The organism is Balneicella halophila, from assembly GCF_003096835.1.
GTDB classification, from domain to species: domain Bacteria; phylum Bacteroidota; class Bacteroidia; order Bacteroidales; family Balneicellaceae; genus Balneicella; species Balneicella halophila.
The window spans coordinates 366999-386259 of record NZ_QENZ01000005.1; the positions used below are offsets into that span (position 1 = coordinate 366999).

16 protein-coding genes are annotated in these 19261 nt (G+C 32.2%); 15 read left to right on the forward strand and 1 reads right to left on the reverse strand.

All coding sequences use genetic code 11. From position 1 onward, the window contains the following. Positions 1 to 8: 8 nt before the first annotated feature. Entirely contained in the window at positions 9 to 1817 is a 1809-nt protein-coding gene (gene sppA / locus C7377_RS08665) for a signal peptide peptidase SppA (protein WP_116496954.1), read from the reverse strand. Positions 1818 to 1858: 41 nt separating this feature from the next. On the opposite strand from sppA, the gene folK reads away from it, so the two are divergent. The 15 genes from folK to C7377_RS08740 all read left to right on the forward strand — a co-directional run bounded on the left by folK (position 1859) and on the right by C7377_RS08740 (position 19032). After that, positions 1859 to 2353 carry a 2-amino-4-hydroxy-6-hydroxymethyldihydropteridine diphosphokinase gene (gene folK, locus C7377_RS08670; protein WP_116496955.1) on the forward strand — a complete coding sequence of 165 codons (495 nt, stop codon included), beginning with the start codon at positions 1859 to 1861 and terminating at the stop codon, positions 2351 to 2353. A gap of 516 nt (positions 2354 to 2869) precedes the next feature. After that, positions 2870 to 3583, forward strand: coding sequence for a VIT1/CCC1 transporter family protein (locus tag C7377_RS08675; RefSeq protein ID WP_093978379.1), 714 nt, complete (start codon positions 2870 to 2872; stop codon positions 3581 to 3583). Between the two features lie 12 nt (positions 3584 to 3595). After that, positions 3596 to 4339: a sulfite exporter TauE/SafE family protein gene (locus C7377_RS08680; RefSeq protein WP_207778464.1), complete on the forward strand. Its 744-nt coding sequence runs from the start codon at positions 3596 to 3598 to the stop codon at positions 4337 to 4339. 111 nt (positions 4340 to 4450) lie between these two features. Next, positions 4451 to 5197, forward strand: coding sequence for a helix-turn-helix domain-containing protein (locus C7377_RS08685; RefSeq protein ID WP_116496956.1), 747 nt, complete (start codon positions 4451 to 4453; stop codon positions 5195 to 5197). A gap of 66 nt (positions 5198 to 5263) precedes the next feature. After that, positions 5264 to 5803 carry a dihydrofolate reductase family protein gene (locus C7377_RS08690; protein ID WP_116496957.1) on the forward strand — a complete coding sequence of 180 codons (540 nt, stop codon included), beginning with the start codon at positions 5264 to 5266 and terminating at the stop codon, positions 5801 to 5803. 215 nt (positions 5804 to 6018) lie between these two features. Then, positions 6019 to 6897 carry a DNA-methyltransferase gene (locus C7377_RS08695; RefSeq protein WP_116496958.1) on the forward strand — a complete coding sequence of 293 codons (879 nt, stop codon included), beginning with the start codon at positions 6019 to 6021 and terminating at the stop codon, positions 6895 to 6897. Continuing rightward, positions 6857 to 7594 carry a PmeII family type II restriction endonuclease gene (locus C7377_RS08700; protein WP_116496959.1) on the forward strand — a complete coding sequence of 246 codons (738 nt, stop codon included), beginning with the start codon at positions 6857 to 6859 and terminating at the stop codon, positions 7592 to 7594. Before C7377_RS08695 ends, C7377_RS08700 begins: the two co-directional genes overlap by 41 nt. 272 nt (positions 7595 to 7866) lie before the next feature. Further along, positions 7867 to 9753 (forward strand): Piwi domain-containing protein, encoded by a 1887-nt coding sequence (locus C7377_RS08705; protein ID WP_116496960.1) that lies wholly within the window; start codon positions 7867 to 7869, stop codon positions 9751 to 9753. Between the two features lie 2 nt (positions 9754 to 9755). Then, complete coding sequence (locus tag C7377_RS08710; RefSeq protein WP_116496961.1) at positions 9756 to 10814, forward strand: SIR2 family protein; 1059 nt, start codon at positions 9756 to 9758, stop codon at positions 10812 to 10814. 3 nt (positions 10815 to 10817) lie between these two features. Continuing rightward, a complete protein-coding gene (locus C7377_RS08715) occupies positions 10818 to 11051 on the forward strand; it encodes a hypothetical protein (RefSeq protein WP_116496962.1) in 234 nt (77 codons plus the stop codon). Between the two features lie 313 nt (positions 11052 to 11364). Then, complete coding sequence (locus tag C7377_RS08720; protein WP_116496963.1) at positions 11365 to 12099, forward strand: CFI-box-CTERM domain-containing protein; 735 nt, start codon at positions 11365 to 11367, stop codon at positions 12097 to 12099. A gap of 174 nt (positions 12100 to 12273) precedes the next feature. Next, entirely contained in the window at positions 12274 to 15234 is a 2961-nt protein-coding gene (locus tag C7377_RS08725; RefSeq protein ID WP_207778465.1) for a TrlF family AAA-like ATPase, read from the forward strand. 125 nt (positions 15235 to 15359) lie between these two features. Next, the gene (locus tag C7377_RS08730) at positions 15360 to 16778 is read left to right on the forward strand and encodes a serine hydrolase (protein WP_116496964.1); all 1419 of its coding nucleotides are present in this window, start codon (positions 15360 to 15362) and stop codon (positions 16776 to 16778) included. 158 nt (positions 16779 to 16936) lie between these two features. Then, on the forward strand, positions 16937 to 17938 hold the full coding sequence (locus C7377_RS08735; RefSeq protein WP_116496965.1) for an AhpC/TSA family protein: 1002 nt from the start codon (positions 16937 to 16939) through the stop codon (positions 17936 to 17938). A 473-nt stretch (positions 17939 to 18411) separates the two neighbouring features. Further along, a complete protein-coding gene (locus tag C7377_RS08740) occupies positions 18412 to 19032 on the forward strand; it encodes a hypothetical protein (RefSeq protein WP_133241482.1) in 621 nt (206 codons plus the stop codon). The last annotated feature ends 229 nt before the right edge of the window (positions 19033 to 19261 follow it).

Consider the following 19261-nt stretch of genomic DNA (forward strand, 5'->3'; position numbering starts at 1 on the left):
ACTGAATATTAATGTGCTGACAGTTCGTAAGGCAATCTAGCTTGAATACCCTCAAAAGACATGACGTCTTGCACTTGTTTATAATAAGTATAATTTGAACCTAATTCATTTTTCAATAACGCAATTCTACTTTGATTGCTAAGAGTTTCAATAAATTCTTGAAATGGATCTTTCTTTTTAGGATACATATGGATGCGTGCTTTCCCTTCAATGTTTGCCATTCTTTTAGCTACATCAATAGCATCAACCAAACCGCCAAATTTATCAACTAAACCAATTTCTTTAGCATCTCTACCTATCCAAACGCGACCTTGCCCGATTTCATCAACTTGTTCTTTGGTCATATTTCTGCCCTCTGCCACATGACTAATGAAAACATCATAAACATCTTCAACGCTTTCTTGAATAATATTACGTTCAAAATCTGTCAACCTACGTGAAGCAATTGGCAATGATGCTCCCCCGCCAAAGTTTGAATGTTCGTTCGTTCCATAACTATCTAACCTTATTCCAATTTTATCTTCAACTAACTCTTTTCCTGTAAAAAACAGTCCAAAGACACCGATAGACCCTGTAATTGTAGTAGGCTCGGCAACAATAGTATCAGCAGCACATGCGATATAATAACCTCCGGAAGCTGCAACATTTCCAAATGAAACAACCACAGGTTTTTCCTCCTTCAACAATTTCATTTCACGGAGAATATACTCAGAAACTAAAGCACTTCCACCTGGCGAATTTACACGTAACACTACAGCTTTTATGTCATCATCTTTACGAACATCAGCGATAACTTCAGCTAACTCTGGTGTAATTCCATTTCCTAAATCTGCGATTTCTCCTTCTGCATAAATGACAGCGATATCATCATCTTTACCAATTTTATCTTCTGATTTTACATTTACCTTCTTATAATCAGACAGACTGATATATTCTATTTTTTTATCTTTTTTCTTATCATCTTTAGAAGACTTTATACCTAATTTGTTTTTAAGGAATGCTGTAAATTCGTCAGGATGATAAAGTGCATCAACTAAATGGTATTTCAATGCTGTTTCAGGATTGCGAATTGTCAAATCATCAGCCCATTGATTAAGCTGTTCAGTTGAAATGCTCCGTGAAGCTGAAACATCTGTAAGAAAGTCATTCCATAGTGAATTCACATATTTCATGGTTTGTTCCCTATTTTCTGGACTCATCTCTGTTAACATAAAAGGCTCAACAGCTGCTTTGAATTTTCCATGCCGAATAATCTCCGGTTCAACACCAATTTTTTCAAACATTATTGGGAAGAAAGGCATCGACCCTCCAAATCCATTAATCATAATTCCCCCTTGTGGATGCATAAACACGCTATCAGCTACTGAAGATAGCCAATAACCATTCTGCGAATAACCTTGCTTGTTGTAAGCATAAACGAACTTACCCGCTTCTTTAAATTCCTCCAGCTTGTTACGTATCTCTTTTAAAAAGCCCGTACCTCCATAATTACCAATCACTTGAGGTGCTTTTAGCACAATTCCTTCTATGCGGTCATCATCTTTTGCTTTCTCGATACTTAATAGGATAGAATTTAAACTTATTGCCGATTCTGAGGCAAAAGGACCAAAATCCATTCCGGAAAAGGGATTATTTTCAACACGATCTTTTATTTCCTTTGTGAAATCAAGTGTGAGTACACTGTTCTTCTTTACTTTGACTTCATTGTCAGACATAGAACCGATAACTGCAAAAAACATTATCATCAGAAAGAACAGGAGGAAGATTCCTATCATGCTTCCCAAGATAGCTGCTATTAAATTTCTTAAAAATTTCATTGTTTTAGTATTTTTGTTGTAAATTTAGTTAATTCATAAATATGTATCAATTTTCTCATACGGCATTTCTTCTTTTAGGTTCTAATCAGGGTGATAGAAAACTATACCTTAAAAATGCGGTATGCTCTATTAGTAGCACATGTGGTGATATTGTTACACAATCTTCCTATTTTTTTTCTGAGTCTTGGGGATATGAGGATGAAAATTATATAAACCTAGCGATTGAACTTCGCACAGAATTATCCCCAACTGAACTCTTAAAAGCAACACAGCTCATTGAAAAAGACTTAGGCAGAACATCTAAAACGACTGACCAGTATGAGGCTCGCCCTATAGATATTGATATTCTGTTTTATGATGAAATAACTTTAGCTACAGAGCAGTTGATACTACCACATCCAAGATTGCATCTGCGTAATTTTGTTATACAACCGCTCCAAGAAATAGCTCCAAACTTCATTCACCCTGTTTTGCATCAATCAATTACCGAATTAGCAAAAAACAGTACTGATGATGGCAAAGTCTGGAGAGAGTAAGTTTTTTCAACAAGAGTAAGCACTCTTTCATCTCATGTCTTTCCGAATCTCAATTTATATGTGATAGTAGTAGCGAGAGATTCTTTGCGTTGCTTAGAATGAAGACTTCTTTTATTTCTTATCATCCTGACGATAGGCTGGATCTCTTTGCTTATACATTCATTTGGACTTGAACTCAAATCAAAAATTCAAAACGGTAAAAGCTTATGCTAACAACAAATATTCCCTTCAATTTTACAAAATATGGAAAACCAATCCAAATTACATTTTTACCTTTATAAGTTCCCTGCTCAAACCTGTACTTTTCCAAATCCATCATTACGCATTATATATATCAGATGCTAAAGATACATTAAATACGCAACAACCGTTACACAAAATGCGCATATGAAATATTCTCATAGACGCCTGATAATCAATAAAAATACAAAATTTCAACAATTATGCATATATTTTAGAGGAATTGCGTATATTTGTGTGTTGTGTGTAATTAGAAAAAAAACAAAAACATCCATAATGACAGATAAAAAAGAAGAAATAGACGATTATTTAGACAATCATTATATTCATCGAAGTAATTGGTTAAGAGCAGCTGTTCTTGGAGCAAATGACGGAATTTTATCAACCGCAAGTCTTGCAATTGGTGTAGCTGCTGCCAGCGATGTACGAGAACCAATTATTTTGGCAACCTTGGCGGGGTTGGTTGCGGGGGCATTATCAATGGCAGCAGGGGAATATGTTTCGGTAAGTTCTCAAACAGATATTGAAAGTGCGGATATTGAGCGGGAAAAACAAGAATTAAAAGAAATGCCCGAAGTAGAATTAAAACGATTAGCCGAAATTTATGAAAAAAGAGGATTGAAGAAAGAAACAGCATTAATCGTAGCCAAAGAACTTACAGAAAAAGATGCATTAGGCGCACACATAAGAGATGAATTGGGACTAAATGAAATAAGTCAAGCTAAACCCATTCAAGCCGCTTTTGCTTCAGGTGCAGCCTTTACTGTTGGAGGAATACTTCCTCTTTTGGTAGCCCTCTTTTTACCACTAAAAAACATGGAATACTACCTATATGTATTCGCAATTATTTTTCTAATTATTTTAGGAGCATTAGCTGCAAAAACAGGCGGCTCAAGTATAGGTAGGGCAATTATTAGAATTACATTTTGGGGAACAATTGCAATGGGACTTACGGCATTAGTTGGTTACCTATTTGGGGTAAGCGTATAAATACTATCTGACATGAATTTTAGAGACATAAGTTATATCTTTTTACTGTTGGCAATGCTTGCAGAGATTCTTGGTACTATAGGGGGATTTGGTTCCTCCGTTTTTTTTGTTCCAATTGCCAATTTTTACTTCGACTTCCAATCTGTTTTAGGTTTGACAGCCATCTATCATTTGTCAAGTAATGTTAGTAAAATCGTTTTGTTTAAAAAGGGAATAGATAAACGACTTTTGTTTAATATTGGAATACCGTCGGTCATATTTGTCATTATTGGTGGGTTTTTAACAAAATATGTTAATAGTCAGTATTTAGAAATTATTCTTGGAGTCTTCTTGGTAGGATTTAGCCTGCTATTTTTAATAAAAAAGAATCTAATCATAAAACCAAACAACAAAAATGCCATCACAGGCGGAATTTTGTCCGGTTTTTCAGCAGGACTTTTAGGTACTGGCGGGGCAATAAGAGGGCTAACAATGGCAGCTTTTAATTTAGAAAAAAGTGTTTTCATTGCAACATCAGCCTTTATTGATTTCCTTATCGATTTTACAAGAACTTTCGTTTATTTCCAAAATGGATACATCCACAAGCACGATATTATTTACCTACCATTTCTAATAGTAATTGGATTTGTCGGGACAATGATTGGTAAGCGTATCTTGACCTATATACCACAAGATAAGTTTAAAAAGATTTCACTTACTTTGATATTAATTATTGGCATAGTGACCGTACTACCTAAACTGATGAATTGGGGATAAAAATTAAAAACTACACACAACAATGTATATACGTCCATCCCTCCCATACGGTCGGCACGGCGCATATACGGGGACGTTGGCATTCATATTAAAGCAACATCCGAAAATTGATTGAAAAACACTAAAACATATCGTCCAAATTATCCGCTTAATCAATTCATAGATGTAATTTGGGCAGGCGAATCAGATAATTATGAAATTCAGGCAATTCATCACGCACCTTTGTTCACGGAATTGATTTTCAATTATGGCGACTCGTTTTCTATAAATGGGCAGAATGTTGAGGAATTCAATTTTCAGAACAATCAACAAATATTATCGGGACTAAAAACAAAACCATTCCATACGGAAATTTCGGGCAAATATCTGAACGTTGGACTCATCTTAAAACCGTTTTGTTATGGATTAATAGCAAGGCAAATTAACAGCTCAAGAATTGGAGATTTATCTGAAATCTTGTTTAAACAGTTTCTTATAAAAGCAAAACCAGATTTAAAGAAAATTGAGAAAGAACTGTTTAAATTATTTCAAAATTCACGCTTGGAAAATGATTTGATAAAATTTGAGACTTATCTAAATAAAAATATATCTGAACCAAAGAGAATCAAGGATTTTAATAATTTAATTTCTATTTCTCAAAAGAGTTTCATTCAAAAATTCAAGAATACTTTTCACATAACACCAAACGAATATTTAAGGTTAAAACAAGTCAATCACGCAATAATTAAAATTAATGCCAATAAATATAAAAATCTCACAAGTTTAGGTCTTGACTGTGGCTTTTATGACCAATCGCATTTTATAAGAACATTTAAAAAATATAGTGGATTAACACCAAAACAATTTGTGAAAGGGTAAATTCTGTACAATTTCGAGGAGTTGAAATTATTTAATTTTGCACTCAAGTTTAAACAAAGTACAGATATGGATAGAAAAAATAAAGTGTTTATAGCAACAAGTTTGGATGGCTATATCGCAGACAAAAATGGTGGGATTGATTGGTTACATTCTATTCCAAATCCTGACAATAATGATATGGGATATTTGAAATTCTCTAACGGAATTGATGCACTCGTTATGGGACGAACGACTTTTGAAACCGTAATCAGTTTTGATGTTCCTTGGCCTTACACCAAACCTGTTTTTGTGTTGAGCAATAAACTGAAAGAAATACCTAAATCGCATAAAGACAAGGCGTTTTTAGTCAAAGGAACTCTAATAGAAATTTTAGAACAAATTCACGGAAGAGGATATGATAGATTATATATTGATGGAGGAACAACAATTAGGAATTTCTTAAAGGAAGATTTGATTGATGAAATGGTTCTTACGACTATTCCGATTTTATTAGGTGGTGGTTCTTCCTTGTTTACTGAATTGCCAAACGAGCAGAAATACGAACTGATTGAAACAAAAACCTATCTAAACCAAATAATACAGAATCATTTTAAGCGGAAAAGATAAAATACGAAATGCCAACAACGTGTATAAGCAATAGCGGTTTGAGTGCAAACTCGAACCGTTTTGTCGTTTAAATAAAGTATATTGCTATCTGAAAAGTAGTGCTTTAAAAACCGCTACTACTCATACACAAGACCGTTGGGCACAATATTGGCTGAACCGGAAATTGTCGATTAAATTTACGATATTTGTTTTTAAACAAAAAGAAGATTTTATAAATGGAAATTAGGACTGACATAAAACTTGGAGATAGTAAAAAAATCTTAAAAAAATTACCTGACAATTCGGTTGACTTAATATTTACTTCACCACCTTATGCTGACCAAAGAAAATCTACTTATGGTGGAATTCATCCAGATAAATATGTTGATTGGTTTCTACCGATTTCAGAAGAACTATTCAGAGTTTTGAAACCAACAGGAACATTTGTCCTAAACATAAAGGAAAAAGTTGTCAAAGGAGAAAGAAGCACTTATGTAATGGAATTGATTTTGGCAATGAAAAAACAAGGTTGGTTATGGACAGAGGAATTTATTTGGCATAAAAAAAATGCTTTTCCAGGAAAATGGCCGAATAGATTCAGAGATTCTTGGGAAAGACTTTTGCAGTTCAATAAAGATAAAAAATTTAATATGTACCAAGAAGAAGTTATGGTACCTATGGGAGATTGGGCAAAAACAAGACTTAAAAACTTGAGTGAAACCGACAAAAAAAGAGATGAATCTAAAGTTGGTAGTGGTTTTGGAAAAAATATATCTAATTGGGTTGATAGAAAAATGGCATATCCAACTAACGTATTACATTTAGCAACTGAATGTAATAATAAAAACCATAGTGCAGCTTTTCCAGAGTCTTTACCTGAATGGTTCATCAAACTATTTACCGAACAAGAAGATGTTGTGTTAGACCCATTTATGGGTTCAGGAACAACAAATTTTGTAGCACAGAGAATGAACAGAAATTCGATTGGAATTGAAATCTTGCCAGAGTATTACAATATGGTTAAAGAACAAATAGAACCAACCAAATTAATATTATTAGAACCAGAAGACGAATATGAATCAACTGAACTTAACGGACGTCACGCAGTACGTTGAAGAAAACATAGGAACATTTCACCAAAAAAGAATTGAACGATTAAATAAACTCAAATTAAAAACCGTTCTAAAAAAGAAAAACCCTTATTTATTTAAAGCAAAACACTTATTAACAGCTAACGAAATCGTACAAGGAATTGCAGATGCATATATTTCGTCTGGTGAAGAAACAATATTTGGTGATTGGTTAGAAGGTCTTGCTATTTTTATTAATCAAAAAGTATATGGTGGTTGGAAATCTGGAATTCCAAATATCGATTTAGAATTTGATAAAGACAACGCTCGTTACATTGTTAATATAAAATCTGGCCCAAATTGGGGAAACAGTAGTCAAATTTCTAAAATGAAATCCGATTTTAAAACAGCTCAACGAACATTAAGAACCAGTAATTCCAATCTAATGGTTGTTTCGATAAATGGTTGTTGTTATGGAATTGACAATCGACCAGACAAAGGAGATTATTTCAAATATTGCGGACAGGAATTTTGGGAATTTGTTTCTGGAAACTCTGATTTATATACTGAAATAATTGAACCGCTTGGACACAAATCTAAAGAAAGAAATGATGAATTTATGGAATCATACTCGAATATGATTAATAAATTTACGAGAGATTTCATTAAAGACTTTTGTAAATCAAACGGAGAAATCGATTGGATAAAATTGGTCGAATTTAACTCTGGAAAAAAGAAATAAAATACTGTGCCCAACAATGGCTATAAGTAATTGCTTGTTCTCGCCTACTTCTGAAAATCCTCGCGGATTTTCAGCTTGGTGTATAATTGCAAAGTTAAGTACTAACCCACGCAACTACTCATAGCCGAGACCGTTGTGTTTCATGCAAAGAGAGACAGTGCAACTAAAGCCAACGCACATTTGGCACATTTGCAAGCCCAAACACACAAAGCTGACGCTTCAGCTTGCAAAAGAGCCAAATTTAACAAGCCCACAGTGGAAATAGATATGATATGAGTAACATTAGATTAAATTTTTTACCAATTACTGACCAAGAGTTTGAATTCAATATCTATAGGAAAGAGATTGAAGGAGCAATAGAGAAGAACTCTGGATTAAAATGGTATAGATTGTTTCCTGATTCTGAGGCAACAGAAAGAAAGAACTATTATGTGTCTACTGATAAAGAAGACGGATTTGAGAGTTTTTCTTGCCACCCGAACCATAATATTGATTTAACAAAATGGTACTTATTTGAATCGTTAAAGAAATCTGTAACAAATTCAAACTTAACTATTGAATACTCTTTTTATCAACGACATAAAATAAACGAAATTCAGTTTACTGTAAATGAATTTAATGAAGGGAAACAATTAGTGATTTTATCTCCATACTATCTTCGGCAAGAAGATAAGCATGGTTTCTTAATTGATTTCAAATTTCGCAAAGCTGAAAATACATCATTTAATAAGGAGGTACAACGTCTCAGTTTAAGCTTGGATGAAAAATATAGAAGTAATAAAAACTACTATTTGGATAAGCATAGACTATTTCAAGGTTTTCTAAAAAGTAATTTTCAATCCATTAAATCCTTTAATATATCAGATTCGGTAATTAACCTTAGCGATGAATTAATGTCTGTTTCTTGCAATCATTTAGACAAGAAACAATATATATTTTCTAAGAATAGGACTTCAAGTTCGCAATTTTTAGGAATAAAAAATTATGGTCCTTTAAACATAGTATCGGACGACGTACAGTTTGTTTTTATATTTGAAGATAGGTTCAAAACATTCGCAAATGATATTTTTCTTAGCTTGATTGGTAAAGCAAACCCTGGCACATTTCCAGGAATGGAGGCTATGTTTAAGATAAAGCTCGATAAAACAAAAGTGAAAAGGGTTTCAATATCAGATTATTCAAATCCAGAACTTTTGAAAGCAGTTGATAAGGTTGTTGAGTTTTCAAAAGATAAAAAAACAATTGCCGTATTTATTGAGGATTATTCAGAGGAAGAAGGAAATTCAGAGCCGTATTACTTTCTAAAGTATCAATTCTTAAAGAAGGATATTCCTTTACAAGTCTTAAACTATCAGAAATTAAGTGCTAGAAATACTCTAAAATGGTCAACCTCCAACATAGGATTACAAGTTTTCTCTAAGCTTGGGGGAAAACCTTGGATTGTTAAACCTTCGAATACTGACTGTCTAATTCTTGGGATTGGTTCTTCTCATAAGAAAGATAAAGAAACAGGTAAAATACAGAGATTCTTTGCTTACTCAATTTGTCTTGATTCATCGGGTCTTTATAAGAAACTTGAAGTACTTGCTGAAGACGAAGATGAAACAAATTACCTACAGAGTCTACAAAATGGCTTAGTTCAGTTATTATCAAATGATGATTTCTCAAATTATAAAAGTTGCGTTTTACACCTACCATTTAAAATAAAACGGTCAGAAATAAAAGCATTAGAGCAAGCCATTAATGAAGTGTCTAATCTTGATTTTACAGTTGTTAAGATTAATGTTGACAATAGGTTTTTTGGTTTTAGTAATCACAATACTTTAGTCCCGTATGAAAGTAGTTATATTCAACTAGCGAGTAACCAGTTTTTAGTTTGGTTTGAGGGATTAAATTACGGTAAAGAGATTGTTGACAAGCGTTTATCAAATCCTGTACATTTAGAATTTCTCAATATTGGGGCAAGAGTAGAAGATTATAAATCTTATTTGCAAGACATAATTAATCTTTCAGGCGCAAATTGGAGAGGATTTAATGCTAAATCTGTTCCTATCTCAATATATTATTCAAAAATAATTACAGAATACATTTCTGAGTTTGGTGATATTGTAGATGTTGAGCAAATGTCTGTTACTAATGATAAACCTTGGTTTTTATAGATATGGAAATAAAAGGCGAACAAATAATGTTTTTATTAGGTGCTGGAGCCAGCTTTGAAGCAAAGATTCCAATATCTAATCAAATGGTTGGTGAAATTGAAAAACTAATAATAGAAGATTCTGATTGGCGACCTTATAAGGAGCTTTATTATTACCTTAAAAGTTCAATACATTACTCTGAAGGTATATTTGGCAAATTTGGTGAGCCATTTAATGTTGAGAAATTATTAGTTGTAATCTCTGAAATAGAAAAACGCGATAGAAATATTGTTTACCCATTCATTGGCTCTTGGAACATAAGATTAATAGACTTAGCAGGAAGTGATTTCAAAAAAATTACGGATTTCAAGAAATTGATTCGGAAGAAATTGAATAGTTGGGTTCGTGTTAAAAACTATGAAAATGACGCCAGTTATTACAACGGTTTTATCACACTATCAAGAGAAATTGGTAATGCAGTAAAAGTATTTACATTCAATTATGATTTATGCTTTGAAAGAGTGGTTGGTAAGGAACTTCAAGTTGAAACAGGGTTTAATAGAACTTCAAGAGAATGGCACTATAGCAATTTTGAGGATAGTCTGGAAAAACATTTTTTCTTATATAAATTACATGGTTCAATTGACTGGTATACAAAACCAGATGAACCTAATAAACTCTTTCAAAGTGATGAACCCGAAGATAATCCAGAATTGATATTTGGAATTCAGAATAAGTTAGACTCAATTGACCCTTACTTTTTCTATACTTCAGAGCTAAGAAAATCGACACTTGAAGACTCTAAATTGATTGTAACAATTGGTTATAGTTTTTCGGATGATTATGCAAATAAAATACTGACTCAAGCATTAAATTCGAAAGATGACTTACGACTTTTAGCGGTTGGATATTCAAATAGTCCTGAAAAAACTGAAATAGAACTAATTCAGAAAAGACTTGATTTAAAGAGTGACAACCAAATAAGTGTATACCTTAATGGAGCAAAAAGCTTTATGACTGATACAATGAATAAAGACTATTTATCTGATTTTATTACTAATTCAAAAGATGCCCCCTTCTAAGCCATGCACATTAAGCAAACCCACATATCAACCGCACAACCAAATTTGCTTAAAGAGCATGTTTTCCCAACGCATGAGGAGACAGAAATGATAAAGCACGAAAACACAACAATGTGTATAGTGCATAAGGGTTTTAGAGGTTTTCGAGCGGTATCACCCGCATTTATTTTTAGTGGTAACTTGATTGGTTTGAAGCCCGCAATCCCTTACGACACCATACACTCAACGATGATATAGCATTCGCCTGCGGCGAACAAAACTCCTACATTTTCGCTTCACTCAAATTCCCGTCCTTTTGTAAATGCTATATCATCGCAGTGCTATGCCAATTGCATATACCTCTATAAGCTAAAAAAAACACTATCATCAAACAACGCCGCCACGGCGAAATTCACGCTACACATCATTTGCTATATGCAATTGGTTGCTATTTTTTTGTTCCAAACAAGATAAAATCTAACGATTTTAATTATCTTCACAAAAAAACAGACAACTACACATAGCACTGCGTTAGCGTTCATATCCGATAAGAATTCTCAAATAGACAAAAATGACACAATACAACCATACAATAGGATGTCCCAAATGTAGTTCAACCCAATTAGCTACAAACAAGAAAGGTTTTAGTGGGAAAAAAGCAGTAGCTGGAGCAGTGCTAACTGGAGGAATTGGTCTATTAGCTGGAACAATTGGTGGTAATAAAATCAAAATCACTTGTTTGTCGTGCGGGAATCAATTTAAGCCAGGAGAAGGAAAAAAAATACTAAGTACCGAAAAACTAATCGTCAAAAAGAAAACTCCTGTTTCTTTAGTATCAAACAGTGAATATAATAGAATAAAATGTTCAAGTTGTATGACAGAAAACTTTCTTAATCATATTTATTGCAAAAAATGTGGAAAGGGACTTGATAAGAAAGATGAAAAAACATTCTCTGATATAAAGGTTAAACTATTTGCTTGCCCAAGTTGTAAAAATTTAGCTCCACAAGATGGAAAAATTTGTCCACACTGTAAAACTTCAATCAATTATTCAAAAGAAGGATGTTTTATTGCAACAGCTTGTTTTGGAGATTATAATGCTTCAGAAGTAATTATTTTAAGAAAATATAGAGACGAAATACTTAATCAATCTACAATTGGAAAATTATTTATAAAATCTTATTATGCCGTTTCACCACCAATAGCAAAAGTAGTTTCGAAATCTGATTTACTTAAAAACAAAATAAGAAATAATTTATTAAAACCGTTGATATACAGAATAGAAACAAAAAATACGAAACGCTAACACCGCATATACTTTATTGCTTGGTTCTCGCCTACTTACGAAAATCCTCTCGGATTTTCTATTCGGTAATTATTTACTAAATTAGGTGCTTAATCACGCAACAAAGCATATTCAAACACGTTAGGCAATATTAAAATAAGGAGTCGGCATCAAAAGAAATAATTGTTAAAATGAATGGCTATGAATAAAGGTTCGCAATGGAGAAAATGGAATTTTCATGTTCACACAAAAGGAACAAATAAGAATGACCAATTCAAATCGCAGACATTAAATGAGTTTTTTAAAATATTCTTTAAAAAGGCTTTTGAAAATAACGTATCTGCAATTGGTATAACTGACTATTTCTCTGTAGAGCGTTATCTTGATGCTGTTGAGTATATAAATGGAATTGACAATGAACTTGATGAACTTGGCAACCCACTTTTTACACCACATGAAATAAGTTTTATTAAAAGCATATTTATTTTTCCAAATGTTGAACTCCGAATGTTGCCTGCTACGGATAAAGGAAGGTTGATTAATATTCATTGTTTATTTAACCCTGAATATGTAAAACATCTTGAAAATGATTTTTTTGGTAATTTGGAAAATCAGGATGGTTACAAAATGAATAGACACGGTTTAGTAGAGTATGGGAAAAGTATTGATTCTTCTTTAACAGATGAAAACAAACAATATAAAAAAGGAATCGACAATTATGTTATTGATTTAAAATCTCTAAAAAATCTTGTTTCAAAAAATCAAAATTTTAAAGACAATTGCCTATTCGTTGTTAGTAATTCAAATAAAGACGGAGCATCTGCCATTCAGAAACACTATGATTTATTTGACAATGAAGGTGGAGGATTGGATGGACTAAGGAATTCTATTTATAAGATTTCACATGCAATATTTTCAACAAATAAGAAAGATATTAAGTACTTCTTGGGCGAGAGATTAATTGGAACTGATGGATATAATGAAAATGAACAAAAAGAAGAAGAGAAAAATGTTATTGAGCAAAGGGGATCTTTAAAATCTTGTTTAGTTGGATGTGATTCACATACTGAAGAAACTTTGTTTAATAAATTTACATGGATAAAGTCTCAATTGACATTTGAAGGTCTTAGACAAATTTGTTTCGAGCCAAAACAAAGAGTTAAAATACAAGATGAAATTCCTGACTTTAAAGAAGAGAAAGTTGTTATTGAAAAAGTTTCTTTTGAATCAAATAATAAGACATTTACAAATGAAAATATATATTTGAATCAAAATCTTAATGTAATTATAGGCGGTAAGTCATCGGGTAAGTCAATTTTATTATATTCTATTGCTAAAACATTATTACCTGAAAATTCGATATTGAAAAATGAAAATGGAATCGAGAAGTATGATTTAAAAGCAATAGATTCAGGCTATAATTTTTCATTAACAACAAAAGCAGGTATAACTCAAAAAATGTTTCGGGATGCTGAGGAAAATTCAATAATTCCAGATTTAAAATACATTCCACAAAATTATCTCGTAAAGCTTGCAGAACCTGAGGTAAATAAAAAAGGACAGTCGCTAAACAAACTTGTTAGGGATTTAATAAATGAAGATGAAGATTCAAAAATAGAATATGACCAATTTATAAGAAATGTAAAACAAAATGACAGGGAAAGAGATCAATTGATCGATAGTTACTTCGAAATAAAAGAAGAAGTCTATTTACTTGAAGCAGAATTAAAAACAAAATCAAACAAAGAAGTTTTAGAAAAAAATATAACAGCTAATACTCAAAAGGTTGAAGAATTGAATAAAAAATCAGGACTGTCCGAAGAACAACTTGAACTGTACAAGGATATTCGACAACGAATTGAACAAAATAATTCAAAAGTTAGTGACTTTAAAAATGACTTTGCAGCTTTAAAGGATTCTTTATCAGAACTCAAAAAACAAGTTGATACTATCTATACGAGCAAAGAAGAGTTAGTCGGAGCCTTAAAATCTGAATCTATCAAAGAGTATTATTCAAATAAGTTAACCATTGTTGATGCTATGCCTCAATTGATGAATTCATTAGTTGATGAGATTCAATTGATTCAAGATGAATCAGGTAATAATAGTTTTTTAAATGACAATATTCTTAAGACCGTAGCAGATGCTATAAGCGTCCAGAAAAAAGCTTTAAATAAGGAACTTGAGCCATTTCAACAGAATGAGGAACTAAAAAATCAAATAGAGAAATTAAATCAATCTATAACGGAAGATAAAAAGCTCTTACTCGATATTGAAATTTTGTCAAAGAAAATTAGAACAAAGAAGGAGGCTGTAATTGAGTGTCGAAAATTAATATTTGACTTATACCAGAAAAATTACGATGAATATATATCTGTAATTGAACGGCTAAAAAGAAGAACTTTACAACTTGAAAGTGATGGTTTAAGAATTGAAGGTATTGCTCAGTTCAATTTTCGAAAATTTTATAAGACAATTTTGGGAATAAGTGATGGAAGAAGAGCATCCTATACTAATTACAGCATTTTATCAGATAATCACAAATCAACTTCAAATACAAATTTTGAAGTATTATTTAATGAAATCAAAACAATATTTGAGAATATATTAAATGGAGAGTACTCTATAATTTCTAAATCTTCTAAGAAAAACGCAGTTAAAAGCTTACTAGATGACTATTTCTTTGATTATTGGAAAATAACATACAAAAACGACAAGTTAGGAGAAATGTCTACTGGTAAAGCTAGTTTTGTTATATTAATGCTAATAATTGGTTTAAGTAAATCTAAGTCACCTATTCTGATAGATCAACCAGAAGATAATTTAGATAATAGGTCAATAACATCAGATTTAGTTTTCTATCTTAAATATAAGAAACTAGAACGCCAGATTATAATTGTGACACATAATGCTAATGTTGTTGTGAATTCGGATTCTGAAAATATAATAATTGCAAATCAGAAAGGTCAAAATACGGTAGAATCTTCTAGTGAATATAGATTTGACTATATAAATGGAGCACTAGAAGAAAGCTTTGAAAAGAATGAGCAAGAAACAGATTTATTAAAGTCAATGGGAATTCGAGAGCATGTCGCGGATATCGTTGAAGGTGGGAAAGATGCATTTGTGTTAAGGGAACGAAAATATAGATTCTAAAAAGTAACATTGCCTAACAAGGGCTCATAAAGCATACTTTTATGCCGCAGGCGCAACACAAAAAAGTACGCTTCATAGCCTAGCCGTTGGCATTCATTAAAAAAAAGCGTAAACCGGAATAATAAATGAAAAATATAATCCTAATAGTTTTAACTTTAATAGTTAATGTTTCCTTCGGACAAACGGAAAAAGCAGATAACAAAATTATAACCGAAAAATTTGTAGAACATTATAATAATGATAATTACAATGGAATATTTTCAATGTTTGCAGATGTAATGAAAGAGGCGTTACCAATAGATAGGACTACAGAATTTTTGAAAAGTCTTAAATCTCAAGCAGGAAATATTACCAATCGAGAATTTATAAAATACCTGCCTGGAAATTTAGCTTCGTATAAAACTACCTTTGAACGTGCCGTTTTCGCACTCAATATTGCAATAAACGATAATTCAAAAATAATCGGATTATCAGTTCAACCACTTGCTGAAGAAGTTAATATAGAAAATGTAATTAATGATTTGTCCATTAAAAACGGTTCAATAACAAAATGCCAATCTGAAATCATATTTGAAGGTACATACGTATTTCCAAATAACACGCAACTATCAATTGCAATCATCAATAATGAAAACGTTAGTTATTATGGCATAAAAAAAGAAAGTGATACGATTTCAACAATTGATAACCAAAAGAGTGTTTTTGAAATAGGTTCAATATCAAAGGTTTTCACATCTACTCTACTTGCAAACTTTGTGATAGACGGAAAAATTAAACTAAATGAGAATATCAATGATTATTTAAAAACCCCTTTTAATAACGATACAAAAATATCATTTATCAATTTAGCTAATCATACATCAGGACTTCCTCGTTTACCAACAAATCTTGATTTGTCAAAAGTTAATCCTGAAAACCCATATAAAGAATACAAGGAAAAAGAATTGGAAGAATATGTAACAAATCAACTTGAGTTACCAAATAAAGGAAAATATCAATATTCAAATTTGGGAGCAGGATTACTCGGTTACACATTAAGCAATATTGAGAATACTTCTTACGAAAGTCTATTACAGAATAAAATATTTTCCAAATATGATATGAAAAATTCAACAGCAGATATAAATAAAATAAAAGGAAATTTAGTAAGAGGTTTAAATAATGAAGGTGTAGAAATTCCTAATTGGGATTTATCAGTTTTGGCTGGAGCTGGCGGAATATTATCAACCACAGACGATTTATCGAAATTTGTTATTGCACAATTTAACACTTCAAACAAGGCATTAGAATTGACAAGGCAGAAAACCTTTGAAATAAATGAAAAAATGGATATTGGTTTAGGATGGCACATACTAAAGTCTAAATCTGAAAATCTTTGGTATTGGCATAATGGTGGAACAGGTGGATATTCGTCATCAATGGTAATTGACGAAAATTCAAAAAATGGAATAATCATTCTATCTAATGTATCTGCATTCAATCCAAATATGGGAAATATTGATAAGCTATGTTTTGAATTAATGAAAACTCTGGAAAAAGAATAACGAAATGCCAACAAATGTGTATAATTCATGAGGGTTTCAGAGGTTTGTGAGCGTTATCTCCCGCTTCAATTTTGGGTGGTAACTTGACAGGTTAGTAGTCCGCAATCCCTTACGAAATCATACACTCAACCGTTGGCAACAAGCAAAGACAAACATCAATGAGAAAGACAATCTTTGGAATTTTAATACTATTATTCATTTCCTGTAATCAACAATCTGATATGGAATTTTCTCTGACTGGAAAAACCAACGGAATTGAAAACGGGACAATGATTTATTTGGATAATGCTGACAGTCAAAATATTGACCTAATTGATTCCACAACAGTTGAGAACAACAATTTTGTCTTTAACACCAAATTAACGAATTCGCCAATTCAAGTAGCATTATGGACAGACGATGAACATTATAGATTTATATGGTTGGAAAATAACAAAATGACTTTTGACGCTTCAAAAAGCAATTTTGAAAACGCCAAAGTTAAAGGCTCTGATATAGAAAATTTAGCTCAATCATTACGAAAGGAACTTGAGAATTTAACCGAAGAAAATCAAAGAAAAAGAGAAATCGAGTTTATAAAAACACATCCGAATAGTATTGTTAGTGCAGAAATACTATCAACATATTCTACTACTTTTGGACAAAAAGAAACCAAAGAACTTTTTGACCTATTTTCAGAACAAAATAAAAAGTCGAAATACGGAAAGATAATTGAAACATACATAAAACTGAATGTAGAACCAAAAATTGGTGAACGATTCGTAGATTTTGAAATGATTGACCAAAACGGAGAATTACAAAAACTTTCCGACTTAAAAGGTAAAATCATTTTTCTTGACTTTTGGGCTTCTTGGTGCGCACCTTGTAGAAAAGAAAATCCAAACCTTGTAAAAACTTACAATAAGTTTAAATCAAAAGGATTTGAAATATTTGCTGTTTCATTGGACGAAAACAAGGAGAATTGGTTAAATGCAATTAAAAAGGATAATCTAAATTGGTATCACGTAAATGATTTAAAAGGGAACGGAAATAAAGCATCTTTGACTTATGGCGTTGAGGGAATCCCTGACAGTTTTCTAATTGATAAAAACGGAATTATAGTTGCGAGAGATTTAAGAGGGGAAAAATTAAACGAAAAACTAACAGAACTATTAAAATAATGCCAGTTGCCAACACCGTGTATAATTCATTGCTAGTACTCGCCTACTTACGAAAATCCTCGCGGATTTTCTATTCGGTTTGTATTTGCTAAATTAGTTGCTGAAACACGCAACGAAATCATACACAATTCCGATGATATAGCATTCGCCTGCGGCGAACAAAATTCCTACATTTTCGCTTCACTCAAATTCCCGTCCTTTTGTAAATGCTATATCATCGCAGTGCTATGCCAATTACATATAGCTCTATTAGCTAAAAAACACTATCATCAAACAACGCCGCCAAGGCGTGATTTACGCTACACATCATTAGCTATATGCAATTGGTTGCTATTTTTTTGTTCCCAAAAACATAAAATCTAACGATTTTAATTATCTTCACAAAAAAACAGACAACTACACATAGCACTGCGTTATGGGCAATACTAAAAACAGACTACAAACGAATTATTAACAATTAAAAGGAGATTATTATGAGAAAAGTTTTTTACGCATTAATTCTTGCGGTTATGATGACAAGTTGTATGACTTATCAAGGTTTTTACAATGTTGGACTTCAAAATGTTGAAAGACCTGAAAACGCAAAAGAAAGATACGGTGAATCTAAAATCGTAAATTTTGAAGAAGAAGGTAAAACAAAGTATAGTTATGAAGACGACATGATTAAAATTGTTTGGCTTCCACTTTCCACACAATTTGGGTTTACTTTGAAAAACAAAACTGACCATTCAATTAAAATAATTTGGGATGAAGCAGTTTATGTTGACCCTAATGGTTCAAGTGGCAGAGTTATGCACGCAGGTGTAAAATATATAGACCGAAATAATCCTCAACCACCGACCGTAGTTGTTAAGAATGCAAATATTGACGACATGATTGTTCCGACTGACAATATTTACTATGTAAGTGGTCAATATGGTGGCTGGAGAACAAAACCAATGTTTCCTAATAGAGCTAATACAAAAGAAGAATTAAATACCCTGACTCAACAATATGTAGGTAAAGAAGTGAGAGTTCTTTTGCCTCTAAAAATAGAAGAAACCATAAATGAGTACATTTTTACATTTAAGGTTGAAGATTTTATTGCAAAATAAGTAAAGCCCATAACATTTTGTATAAGTAATGGCAGGTAAAATGCTAAATATCAAGGCTTGTGGTCCGCTCAAACTGCATAGCGGTTTGACAGGAAAGTACCACGCAATCTGCCACTACTCATACAATTTACCGCTGATATAGCATTCGCCTGCGGCGAACAAAATTCCTACATTTTCGCTTCACTCAAATTCCCGTCCTTTTGTAAATGCTATATCATCGCAGTGCTAT